7 protein-coding genes are annotated in these 13,427 nt (G+C 44.0%); all 7 read right to left on the reverse strand.

Annotated features, from left to right (window positions below; translation table 11 throughout):
- Positions 1-673 precede the first annotated feature (673 nt).
- The 7 genes from HMPREF0666_RS00170 to HMPREF0666_RS17570 all read right to left on the reverse strand — a co-directional run bounded on the left by HMPREF0666_RS00170 (position 674) and on the right by HMPREF0666_RS17570 (position 12,750).
- Positions 674-1,681, reverse strand: a complete 1,008-nt coding sequence (locus HMPREF0666_RS00170; protein WP_009010230.1) for a discoidin domain-containing protein — start codon at positions 1,679-1,681, stop codon at positions 674-676.
- A gap of 19 nt (positions 1,682-1,700) precedes the next feature.
- Positions 1,701-2,861: a DUF1735 and LamG domain-containing protein gene (locus tag HMPREF0666_RS00175; protein WP_009010231.1), complete on the reverse strand. Its 1,161-nt coding sequence runs from the start codon at positions 2,859-2,861 to the stop codon at positions 1,701-1,703.
- Between the two features lie 16 nt (positions 2,862-2,877).
- Positions 2,878-3,969 (reverse strand): glycoside hydrolase family 18, encoded by a 1,092-nt coding sequence (locus HMPREF0666_RS00180; RefSeq protein WP_009010232.1) that lies wholly within the window; start codon positions 3,967-3,969, stop codon positions 2,878-2,880.
- A gap of 35 nt (positions 3,970-4,004) precedes the next feature.
- A complete protein-coding gene (locus HMPREF0666_RS00185; protein WP_009010233.1) occupies positions 4,005-5,558 on the reverse strand; it encodes a RagB/SusD family nutrient uptake outer membrane protein in 1,554 nt (517 codons plus the stop codon).
- 31 nt (positions 5,559-5,589) lie between these two features.
- Entirely contained in the window at positions 5,590-8,691 is a 3,102-nt protein-coding gene (locus tag HMPREF0666_RS00190; RefSeq protein ID WP_009010234.1) for a SusC/RagA family TonB-linked outer membrane protein, read from the reverse strand.
- A 993-nt stretch (positions 8,692-9,684) separates the two neighbouring features.
- A complete protein-coding gene (locus tag HMPREF0666_RS00195; RefSeq protein WP_009010235.1) occupies positions 9,685-12,531 on the reverse strand; it encodes a fimbrillin family protein in 2,847 nt (948 codons plus the stop codon).
- Positions 12,532-12,582: 51 nt separating this feature from the next.
- Positions 12,583-12,750 carry a hypothetical protein gene (locus tag HMPREF0666_RS17570; protein ID WP_009010236.1) on the reverse strand — a complete coding sequence of 56 codons (168 nt, stop codon included), beginning with the start codon at positions 12,748-12,750 and terminating at the stop codon, positions 12,583-12,585.
- Positions 12,751-13,427: the final 677 nt, after the last annotated feature.

Consider the following 13,427-nt stretch of genomic DNA (forward strand, 5'->3'; position numbering starts at 1 on the left):
GTAACAGGAGAACGGGGGCTTTAGAGGAGACAGGTAACAAGTGGACAAGGGAACCAGTTGATTGTAGACAGGGGAAATAGAAGACAAGGTAACAGGAGAACGGAGGCTTTAGAGGAGACAGCTAACAAGTGGACAAGGGAACCAGTTGATTGAAGACAGGGGAAATAGAAGACAAAGTAACAGGAGAACAGGAGCTTTAGAGGAGACAGGTAACGAGTGGACAAGAGAAGCAGTTGATTGTAGACAGGGGAAATAGAAGACAAAGTAACAGGAGAACAGAGTTTTTAGAGGAGATAGGTAACGAGTGGACAAGGGAACCAGTTGATTGAAGACAAAGGAAATAAAAGACAAGGTAACAGGAGAACAGGGTGTTTAGAGTAAACGAGTGGACAAGTTAACCAGTTAACCAGTTGATTGCGACGAAAAATCACTGCTAATAGTAGTAATTAGATTGGGCAGTTGACGAGTTACGAGTGGACAAGTTAACCAGTTGCTTGCAGCGATAAACCACAGCTAATAGTAATAAACATAATAATGAATAATGACTGATGAATGGAGAAAAGATTGTGAATTATGGTTGAATTATGGACTACAAAAAAGCCTCCGAAGTAATGAATACTTCGGAGGCTAAAGCTGTATGCGCTACTATGAGCGGATAGAAGTTAACGCTTAATCATAAGTTCCAATCAAGATACTCGTAAGCACCAATCTCACCAATCAAGAAACGTGGGTTCTCGCTTGTGTCAAAGCTCTGGAGGATTGTCAGCTTAACAAACTTACATGTTACTGGAGTATTAAATACAATTGGGAATGGAGTATCATCATCATAGGTTGAGGCTGCAGTGGCAGTACCCATGTTTGTCCATGTCTTACCGTCTAAGCTGGTAGCTACAGCCACCTTCTTCACACCATATCCGTAGCTTGTGTAGTTGCAAAGGATACCAACACCAATCAGTTCCTTTGTGCTATTGAATGCCATTGTAAACTCTGGTTCATAATAGGTATATGAATACACATAGGTGTTGTTATCGCCATCATTCAACTTTGCTGCATTAGAACTGCTGAGTGTAGTTGACATCTGATATTCGTTCAAGGCAATCTGCTTGTCTGCATTGAGCGTACCAGATGCATTGATATTATCGAAGGTGAAGTTAGTTGCTACAACCACCTTAGTACTTGTCTTTGCTGTTTCAGCTCCATCAACACTCTTCATAACAACAGATGTCACACCGTTCTTCAACATTGTCAGATTCTTGAGTGCATCGCCATTGACCAACTTAACAGTGATGGGTTCAGAGGTCAGCTGTCCCTTTGCGATGGTAACAGATGTCTTGTTAAGACGGATTGCGTCAGTGCTCATCACCTCTTCGCTACTGTTAGCCTCAACACCGTCAGATGTAGCAGCCAATGTAACAGTAACATCCTTCTCAGATGGAGAAGACAGTCTTACGTAGAACTGTGCGTTATCACCTGTCAAGGTAACAGCTGTTGCCGACTTCTCACCTGCAAGTGACAGCTTGTTGCCCTCACTGCTACCAGTGTAGAGATATGCCTTAGCAGAGTAGTTTTCTTCTGCAGTAGGGTAGAGCGTGCTACCAACTTCTGGCTCGCTCTGACAAGATGCCAGTGTGGCAGCAACCAAAGAGGCTGCCAACACTGACTTGAATACGTTTATTTTCATATTTGAGTTTCCTTTTGACTTATTTACCATCAATTCTTACGTTCTGCTCCCAAGTAGGAACAGCGACACACTTACCTGTGTTGTTATGACCAGTAGCGTCCTTGAAGGTATCGCCCTGACCCTCGTTGAGCTTCCAGTAAGCCTCCAAGTCGGTGCTCTTAGCGTCACAAGCATACATGTTATTAGCAATCTGAGCCTGTGTACGAGCCACTGTCCAGAAGCGTAACTCACTCACCTTCACGTTTGCCTTGAGGTAGTCTGTGTTACCGAAGTTAAAGGTGTTGCTGAGGTTAGTTGTCTTACCAGGGAGGTCCATAGAGTTATCAAGCACACCGTTAACATAGAGGTAGAGTTTTGTACCTGTGCAAACGAATGCGAGGTGATACCACTGGTTCTCGTTGAAGAGCTTCTTACTGTTCATCTGCGTACCTTGCGTCTTAATCTGCAGACGGTTACCCTCGATAGGAGCATCACCGAAACGAGTATAAATCTCACCACCATCGTTACCCCATGCACCGAAGAGCGTCTGGTTGTTAAGTTCGCCAAGTGCCGTACCGAGCTTACTGATGTTCACGTTCATCTCGACAGTCCACTGTGAAAGGTTATAGGTCTGACGCATTGCGAAGTGGATGTTATGCGTAGAGTTAACGATTGGCACAGCCTGATAAACAACCTGATCGAGGACGTAAACCATAGTACTACCAGAGTTCAAGACGTCATACTTACCATCTTTACTCTTCAGACGGAGGGCAACAGCATATTTCAGACCGCTGTCCTTCAGTGCCTGTGTCAATGGGTTGATTGTCAGTGTCACCTCAGAAGAGACCGACTTACCATTCTCAATCGTCACCTCATTAGAAGAGAGAGAGTAGAGATTAGCAGGCAGCGCCTTGTAAGAAGTCTCGTTACGCTGGTTGTATTCAGCCAGAGCTGTTGTGTCAGCTACAATCTCGAAAGTATAGTCCTGTGTAGCAGGGTCGGACAGACGCACGTTCACAGAAGAAGTGACAGCCGACGTACCGATAGTAATATTCTGGCTTGAATTGCCGTTAGTATTGGTCTGTGCGATATACGCCTGATTAGAAAGAGGCGAATATTCAGCATTGTTACATGCGCCCAGCAGTGTCAGAGAGGCCATAGCCACAGCTCCGACGAAAAGCTTAGAAATATTGTATTTCATAATTTGAATGTCTTGATTATTGGATTGATGGGTTCATAATCTGAATAGCCTTACGCAAGAAAGGATAGTTGCCAGTCTTTCCAGACACGTTATATTCGTACTCCATGTGATAGGTTCCTACACCACCCTTACGGTAGGTTACGTTATTGTAAACTGGGTTCCAGTAGGCCATACCTAAGAGTGAAGGAACAGCCTGACCATTGTCTAACCAGAAGTTTACACCACCCTTACCAGCATAGTTCTCAAAGTTCTCGCAGACGATGAGCTTCTTAGCCACCTGCTCCGGAGTGAGATACTGTTGGAAGTGAGTAGCCTGTGTAGCAAAGCGACTGTTCAGATCACTGTTACCAGAAGAGCTATATGCCTGAAGGATGAAGTAATTGAAGTATTCGCCATACTCAGCAGCCATAGCGTCAGGCTCACCATCGATAACGAACATCTTATCAGTACCCGACTTAGGACCGATGCGCTTGCCCATTGTCTTTACAAAAGCCTCCATCACCTTAGCGTTCTGCCAAAGCTCCTTATCGGTTTGGAAAGGCTGAGCGTATGAAGGTTCAGCATCGAGGTCGAAACCGTCATAGCCATACTTAGCGATGGTATCGCAGATAGCATTTGCATATTTCTCAGTAGCAGCAATCTGTGAAGCCTCATCGTTGCCCCATCCCCAGAACTTATGACGCCACTCTTTCCATGTGAGGGTAGAGTCTGTCTTGGTAGGAGTAATCTGGTCGCCAATATCGAAAACAAGGCAGCTGATGAGCACCTTCGTACCCTTAGTCTTCTGAACAAAACGCAAGTCTTTCAGCATCGCCTCAGAAGGGTTTTTCCAGTTACCCCATAGAGAAACGAAATCAGTACTATCAGGAAGACCCGCCAAAGAGTTCTCGTGGGTAACACCAGAGCCTGTCCAGTTGCCAAACCAACCGAAAGCTACAGAGTGGTCAGTCTTCTTATAGTTACGGAGTTGCGCATAGTAAGCCTCCGACTTATTTGAGTGAGTAAGGTCAGCTCCGTCCTTAGCCTCAGTTTCAGTCCAATCGCTGCAGGCAGTGAAAGCCGTTGCAGCGCAGGCTGAAAGCAAGAATATCTTTATTAAATTCTTCATTTTTATCGAATGTTTATTGTATAATAGATAACGTATTAACGCTGCCACCACATCTTGGTTGCATAGTCGTCATTGCCCTTCAACATCTGAACAGCCTTGATATAGTTAGCCTTGTTATTGGTAGCCTCATCAATATCAAATGGGATACGATTGGCAACTTGGATGCTGTAGTCTGTTGACTGTGCCAGAGGGAATACCTTTGGATAGCCTGTACGACGGATTTCGCTCCAGCCTTCCTGTCCGTTAGGGAACATTGCAATCCACTTCTGGGTAATCAGACGCTCCATCTTCTGCTCGTCAGTAGCTGAGTCGTCCCACTTGATAGTGATATTGCTGACAGCATTAACATTCCCACCATAGTCGCTGATTGGGTCGACATAGTTTGCCTCAGTTAATGTGTTATTGGCCAAGTAGGTCGTTGCATCGCCAGCACCCCACTGTTCGAAGGAGAGTTTCACACCCTCTTCATAGAGGCTCTTAGCGGTACCACCCATATTACTCCATCCTGCCAACACACCTTCTGCACGACAGAAAGCCATCTCAGAAGCAGTGAGCCATACGCCCTTGCTGTCTATCTTGATGTTAGCAGCAGAGTAAGCCTTACCCGCAGTGGTCTTATTACCAATCTTTGCAGCGGCACGACAGCCGATAATAGAACGGCTGCCAGCCTCTTCTGTTGGCTTAAAGAACTTTGTCAGACGTGGGTCGTTGTAACCTGTGAGGTAGCTCTCAAGGTCGGCACAAGCACGGCTATCTCCCCACTCTACGGATGTCTTATACTGTCCGTTTGGTGTGTAAGCTATAGCGCAGTTGTCATCGTTGCTTGTGATGACGCCGTCCTGTACTGCCTGCTCACCTAATTGCTTAGCCAATGTTGGCTCAACATAGCGGATGCGGATAGCAATACGGAGTTTCAAAGAGTTCGCATACTTCAACCACTTAGCCATCTTACCTTGATAGACCTTGTCATGACCATCAGCGATAGTCATATTCTCGTTGGCAGCAACCAATGGTTTGATGATGTCTGTTGCCTTGTTGAGGTCGGCAATAAGACTCTTGTAAACATCCTCCTGTGATGAGTAAGCATTGCCATCAGTAGCGTCAGCACCGATAGGGAGTGGTCCGTACATATCTGTAAGACGCATGAACGACTGTGCACGGAGTATCAAAGCCCAAGCATAAACTGGTCCTTCGCTCTTTGTAACACGTGCAATCTCCTTGAAAGCAGACACCGTCTTTGGCATAGAATCCTTGAACGGATAGCGTACCCAACCATTAGGTGCATTGAGACGAGCAAAGTTCTTCTCAGCAAAACCATTGTTAGCGTATGTCATGTAACGGCCTAAGTAGTTACCGATAAGGTCTTGGTTCATCTGGTAAGCATTCTCCTGCTCAGGGAAAGCCTCGTTCTCCATCTGTACGAGGAAAGATGAGGTTTGATAGTTGTCGCGTGACAAGTCTTCGAGAGAAGCACCCGTTCCAGGACGGTTTGCCTCTTGGAATCCGTCTGTACAAGACGACATTGAGCATAGCAGCACACTTGCGAATGTACAAGCTGTGACAGCTTTATATATATTAATCTTTTTCATTTATATTTCGATTAAATGAGTGGTTAAATGTTTAGAATTTAAGCTTCACATTGAAACCAAGTGAACGAAGGCTTGGCTGCATGAGGTAGTCAAAGCCCTGATAGTAGGTACCTGTTGATGCTGTTGCCTCTGGATCGAATGGTGCCTTGTTGTAAAGCATGAGGAGGTTGTTGGCTGTCAAACCAAGTGTCAGCTCCATACCGCCTAACATTCGACGTGGGAAGGTGTAAGCGAGGTGTGCCTCTTGGATACGTGCGTTGGTTGCACTGTAGATATACTCTGACCAGATTGGGTTCTCACCACCTACTACAGCATAGTATTTCTCGGCTGATACCAAACCATTGTTTACTGCGATACCGCCCTTGTCGCGAGCGTCAGCAGATGCCTTAGACACACCGTAAGCGTCCATCAACGCCTGTGTCTGTGACATTACGATACCACCAAAACGTGCGGTAACAACGAAGCCGAAGTTGATTCCCTTCCAAGAGAAGTCGTTAGAGAAACCGATGTTACCCTTTGGAAGTACTGAACCACGATAAGATGGATTAGAGAGGTTCACCTGTGATACGGATCCGTCTTTTACAGCGATGTTGCCTTCTGCGTCGCGCTTAAAGTCGCTGGTCATATAGAGGTCGCCCATCGTACCACCCTTCTTAAGGATGATGTTAGCACCACTCAAACCACCTTGGTTGATAACCTCGTTTGGATCGTCGAGCAACTCAACAATCTTGTTGCGGTTAGCACTGTAAGTGAAGCTGGTGTTCCATGCAAAGTCGCCCCATGAATGGCCGTAACCTAATGAGAGCTCAATACCACGGTTTCTTACGTTACCCGTCTGTACATACTCTGAAGAGAAGCCCTGACCGCCTGTGATAGGACGAAGGAAGGTCTGGTTGCGAGTGTTTGACTGATAGAGTGTGACGTCTAAGGTCAATGCGTTATTGAAGAAACGTGTTGTCAAACCTGCCTCCCAAGAGTTCGTACGCTCTGGTCGGAAGTTGGATGGGAACTTATAAGTTACGGTGCTATAAGTACCTGACGCTGGGTTATACTGATAACGCCATGGTGAGGTGATGTTTGGAGAAATAGCTGAACCTACTGATGCCCATGAGCCACGAACCTTCATGTAGCTTATCCATGATGGGAGCTTTGCCATCTGAGAGATGACTGCTGACATACCTACTGATGGGTAGAAGAATGATACGTTGTCGGTACCGTCCAAAGCTGAGTCCCAATCGTTACGACCTGTTACGGTCATAAACAGCATACTGCGCCAGCCTAACTCGACGTTAGCAAAGAGTGAGTTCACCTTGTGAGCATTGTCGGTAAAGATAGGACGGTTGTCGGCTGTTGCCGTACCGTAGTCGATTGCGTTTGGAGTGAACAGGTTAGATGGTGCCTTCAAACCGCCTTGGAATCCTGTTACATTATACTTATGGCGTGTGAACGAACCACCGAGGTTGGCTGATACTGAGAAATCGTTTAATGTCTTGTTGATATTAAACATCAAGTCACCATAGAGTGAACGGTCGTTCACCTTATCATATCCATAGAAGCCATAGTTTGAGTGTGCGAAGAGATTAGTCGTTGTTGCGTAACGCTTGTCCTGCTGTTTTGTGTTAGCATCGTCCCAACGCAGACGACCCACAACGTCCATCCAATCGAAGATCTTATACTTAAGACTTGCACTAACCATGTAACGGCTACGATTGTTTGAACGAACCATACGGTTGGCTACCCAGTATGGGTTCTGCATACTCAACGCATCACCGAAGTTCCAGTTCTGGACATTGATACCTCTGGCTGCATCATAAAGCTCGTAAGTACGAACGGCATCGAAGCTCTCACCACGTGGGAAGAGATAAACAGCGGTCAATGGGTTGAAATACTGACCCTGTGCTGTCAAGTTCTTATCGTGCTCTTTGATATAGTTGAAGTTGAAGTCAAAGGTCATTCTGTCATGTAAGAATGTTGTCGTATTGCGGAATGCAAAGTTGTAACGGTCGTAGCTGTTGTTAGGAATGATACCCTTTGCATTGGTTGTACCTACTGAGATATAGGTCTGGTTCTTGTCTGTACCTGCTGTCAGAGCTACGTTGTTCTGAATGTTCGTACCAGTATTGAAGAAGTCCTTTGGCTCATAGTTTCCATAGACTGATGGAGTCTTTGCACCCCATGACTTCACCTCGCCAGCACGGTTTACGTATGAGTTCTGGAACTCTGGCATGATAAATGGGTTAGCAAACTGTGAACTGTTACTTACTGTCACGCTTACCTTACCCTCCTTACCTTTCTTCGTGGTAATCATGATGACACCCTGCGCAGCAGCTGAACCATAGAGGGCAGCAGCAGCAGGACCACTGAGGACGCTGATTGACTCGATATCCTCTGGGTTGATATCGGCAATACCTTCTGAACCTGGCTGTGAACTGAACGCACCACCTGAAATCTCACCCTGACTGGTGTTGTTGATTGGCACACCGTCGATTACATACAAAGCCTGATTGCTACGGGTAATAGACTTAGGACCACGCATCACAACGCGGGCTGCACCACCCATACCAGCAGAAGAAGCATTGATGTTCACACCAGCTACCTTACCAGAGAGTGAATTCATGAAGTTAGGGTTCTTAACCGTTGTGAGGTTCTCACCGCCTACCTTCTGAACGTTATAGCTCAACGCCTTCTCTGAACGCTTGATACCCAAAGCGGTTACCACAACCTCCTCAATCTGATGAGCCTCAGCCTTCAAAGTGATGTTCAATGGTGCATCACCAGTTACCTTCACCTCCTCGGTGTTCATACCGATATAGCTGATGATAAGGGTAGCACCCTTATGGGTCATAATCTCAAACTTACCATCGAGGTCGGTGGTTGTACCATTCTGCGAATCCTTTACGCGGATAGTAGCACCAATGACAGGCTCTCCGGTGTTGTCAACGATTGTTCCGGTAACCTTCACGTCACCACTTGATTGCTGTGTCCCCATTACCTTTGCGGCATTGGCCTTGGTAGCTGCAATGATTACGTTCTTGCCAATGTTGTCAGCCGAAGTGACATGACTGCTGGCAAAAGCGGTCAAAGAGCAGCAAGATAGGAAAACACTTACTGGTAGAATCTTTCCTTTTCTCATTAGTTATTTTATATATTTGTTGATAATCTTATTCTGACTTAGGTAAACCTATCTATATCTTCAGGGCTTCCCTCCTCCACTAAAAGCTCCCCTCACCATGAAGGGCTCTCACATTGTAGAGATCCACCTTATATATATAAGGACTCCATGTTATATATATTAGAACTCCACCTTAATATATATTAGCATTTCATCTTATATACATATCAGTGTAGTTCTCATTCTCTTTACGGTGTCCCTTAAATTAGAGGTATTCCCTATACTAAATAGGTATTGTTCAAAAGTTATCCATGACTACTCATGCGCTTACGGTTTTTTCTGTAGCTTTGTTATTACAAAGATAACACTTTATACAGCTATAACACTTAATTTATATCAATAGTTTAACAATAATAAACACTATTATTATGTTTTTTATTCACTTTGCGAATAGTTAACACTATCCTATAGACAGAATAACCAAGCAGGGACAGGATAAGAGGAGACAGGGTAACAGAGGAACAGAAGGGAGTAACAAGATAAAATAACACTTGACTACGAATTACACAAATTGCTCGAATTACGATGATTGCTCCATTTGATAAGTTTGCTAAGACGGCTTGATTTTGTGAGGATGGTTCTATTTGCTAAGATGGACATAACGGATAGAACGGCTTGATTTTGTGAGGATGGTTCTATTTGCTAAGATGGACATAACGGATAGAACGGCTTGATTTTGTGAGGACGGCTCTATTTGCTAAGACGGACAGGACGGATAGAACGATCCCTCTTTCCTTCTCCTCAACCCCTAATTTAGTTTTATTTTTCTTTGCTGTCACATTTAACATTTACCCTGATCTCGTTGACTACAAACTACTTACATGCCCACAAAACATGACAGAAATGACAGCAACTTCTAAAAAGCCAATAACCTCCCCTACACCATACAACACAAAACAGCCTCCCAAACTCGCGTCTGAGAGGCCGTAATTATATAATAATGAAAAGTTATGTTTACTCTGCTACTGGGCGTACGCCGTATGCATTAGCATAAGAACCATAGTCGTTAGCGGTGTCATTTGCAGGAGGGAAAAATGTGTTTATTGAACCATTCGTTAGTGATGTACGTAAACCATAACCAGGTTTACCATGCTCTTTAAGCGTTGGAACAGACTGCCAGTAATAACCAGTAGTACCATTACCTGTTAAAGAACCAGCTGTTAAAGACAGATGGGGCATGTCAACACCCACACGTGTACCACCAGCCTGGAAGTAGATATCCTTATTGTTGTTTGCAATAAATGTATATCCGTTATTCCACTCTGCACCTGTCAGGCTGAATCCCTCGAATGCGTATGCATCCGGAACTTTGAAGCCTACTGGTGATGGGTCGTAGATAGTCTTCTTGCCGTCACGTACAGAACCATCGAACTTATTGTTATCAGTAGACCATAAGTTGATATACTGTTTGTAGAACCAGCTGAGTTTACCGCCACCAACTTTTGGTAACATTTCACCTGGTTTCTGAATACTCAGACCGATGGTTCGTGCTTCCATACGGGCTTTATTTTCTGGTTTATTATACTCAGACTCTTCCTTACCGACAGTTACATATCCGCTGCCATTGAATGAGTAGCCAGCAGGGTGAAGGTCGTCAGTTCCAGGCATAGGGTCCTTACGTCCCCACTGATAGAGGTTACCATAACCAATGCGCTCGTCCTTACCCTTCTTCTGTGTAAGTGTGACAGTTGCCTCTTTCTTAGTACCGACCTCTGCTTGTTGTTCAAGCTTTACAACTACAGTACGGTCCTTTGTGCCACCCCACCAGCTGGTGTATTTCCAACCAAGGTTGTCACTTGTGAAATTATAAGTCTGTCCATCACTGGTCATTGCAATCTTGTCAAGTGAGCTCTTAGGTGTAAACCATAAGTGCCATGACCACATAACAGTACCTGATGCATTCTTAACTGCGATGACAGCATTACCATTAACCAACTGATTCTTGTTAACAGTAAACTCAAGGAAAGAACTCTGTCCGCTACCTGTTACTTTTTCATTAGTTACAACACCAGCTACATCCGACCAGATAACTTCAGCTTGTGTTGCTGGTCTCGCAGCATTTTGTTCATTGATATATGGTGAAGTAATCTTGTGGTCGTTGTGATCAACAAAGTTATCCAGTGTAAGTTCCTCTGTAAAACCAGGTACAAAACCACCAGTTACAGTTGTCTTATAAGCTGAAGTATTGTCAGAACCATTCTTAATTGCATTACCATAAACCAATGGAATACGGTATGTACCAGGAGCATCGATTACGTAACAGTTTGCGGTGTTCTGTATTGCTGAAGCACCTGTAGAGTTAGAAAGGTTATAGTTTGGAGTAACTTTTTTATCCTGCATAGCCTTGTTACGCTCCTCCAATAGGTTACGCTCGTTAGCATTGAATGTTGCAGTGTGTGTCTCTGTAATGTTTGTACCAGAACCACCTTCACCGTCAAGGCTACGCAACCAATCTGGTTTCGCGTCCAAGAATTTTCCGTCGCCATCAGTATCGTAACCAACGACCTTCCATTTTACTGGTCGTTGCTGTGAGTCGTCATTCACATAAGATGTAACCTGATATGTTGTTGTTGCACCATCATCGCTTGTAGCGACTGTAGCTGGTGTTGCTGTGAATGTGTATTTGAGGTTATTAGCAGACTGTGACAATGCGTATGTCTTTGTTGTACCAGCCTTCCAAGTACCAGTGAATGGTGCTACGATAGCTGGAGAAGTCTGATTGTCAAAGTAAACCTTAACCTTGACATCTGATGACAACGTTTGTGGAATCATGTAGAATGTGAAGCTATCACCATCCTTACCAACGATAGTCTCGTTGACATGACCAGATGTGTTTACGCTGATATCATCGAGTGTGAAGGTTGCAGGAGTGCTAACATCAGTCCATGCACTGTTGAAAGATGCACCAGTAGTAAGCTGTACTGATGAAGGCAAAGTGAACTTACCCTTGCTCTTTGCACCAACAATCTCAATCTTTGTAATCTTATGAGTACCTGACAAGCGGTCGCCAATCTTGAAGCGGATAGCGGTCATTGCGTGCTGGAACTGCAAAGGAACAGCAGGTGCTGTACCCAATGTGTTATAATGAATAGGTGTTGTACCAGTACAAGCAGTCATCAAGTCCTTCTGATCCTGTACACCTGGTTCAACCTCAATGTTTACGTATGGAGTTGAAGTGTTTGTTGATGGAGATAATGTTAGCTTACTGTATGATGTTGTTACCTGTGGATAAACAGCATAGAAACGTGCGTATGGCTCGCTCCATGACCAAAGTTGAGTCGTTGCGAGTGTACCATTAGCATTTACCTCAGCATTGTAGAACCAAGGAGTGGTGCTGATGCCTGTTGCAGAACTACCACGATAAGCAATGGCAGAGAACTTCCCCAGCGTAGCGGTTGTGGTAATCTTAGCACGTGTAGCCACTGCATTATCGTTTGTAAAATCATCGTCAATACCAGCGACCGTACTCTCTATAAGGCAATACTCACTGTTTCCTGGGATTTCAATCTTGCGTGTTGCAAGGTCTTCAGGTGTCAATCCCTGTGTCTGTAGCTGCTCTGCATAACCAGCACGAGTCATTGCAAAGTTAGGGTTAGCCTTTGCTGCCTGCTGCGCTTGCTTGTCGGCAGTAGTTACCTGAAATCTTACGGCAGTGCCATCCTGCCCAACATTTGTAGAATCAAGTTCATTGTCTGAGCAGGCTGCTAATCCCAAGATAGTCAGTCCACTAAGACATGCAAATGTGAGTGCTGCTGTTGATTTGCGTCCAGCATTGCACTTGCGAATATTGTTAAACTTCATGAATTGATAATTTGTTTTGTTTTTTACATTTAAATAGACTACATCTCCTAATTAATTCTCTGGTATGAGTTTTGTATCATCATCGTCCACATCAGGGTCAACTACCGTTGGAGTTGTTTTAACAGGAGGACTACCAGCCAAGATTGGGCAATCCCCAGCCAAGGCAAACATCACAATCTGTGGCTCAACATAAACCTTTTTTTCTTCGTTCAGTTTCATTTTCTTATAATTACATTTCGTTTTAAATATCGTTTTATCAGGTTACTTTATGTCGTTTACAGTGGCTTTTACTTATAAACGCATACTAAAGATATGACTTAATATGTTAATAATACCGTATCATTATCCTAAAATCGGGTGCAAAGTTAATAAAAGTCACATAAATAAACAAATTTTGCTTAAACATATTAAAGCCCCATCAATCATCGTAACTAATTGATTACTAATACCATTATTCTATATAAGTTCTCTTTTTAAGAAGCGTTTATTTAACTATTTTTACACATCGGTAAGACTCCCAATAAGACTTCCATGCCTTCATGACTATTATCCAAGATAGAATAAAATGTAGGGAACAGGGTAAGAGGAGACAGAGTAAGAAGAGACAGAATAACAGAGGCACAGGGTAAGAGGAGACAGAGTAACAAAGGAACGGGGGAGAGTAACAAGATAAAATATGTCTTTATGTCATTCTCTCTAAGAACATTAGAAAGCTGTTCATTATGTCATTCTCTCTAAGAACATTAGAGAGTAACAAGATAAAATATGTCTTTATGTCATTCTGTCTAAGAGCATTAGAAAGCTGTTCATTATGTCATTCTCTCTAAGAACATTAGAGAGTAACAAGATAAAATATGTCTTTATGTCATTCTGTCTAAGAGCATTAATTAGCTGTT

The organism is Prevotella sp. C561 (genome assembly GCF_000224595.1).
In the GTDB taxonomy this organism is placed as follows: domain Bacteria; phylum Bacteroidota; class Bacteroidia; order Bacteroidales; family Bacteroidaceae; genus Prevotella; species Prevotella jejuni.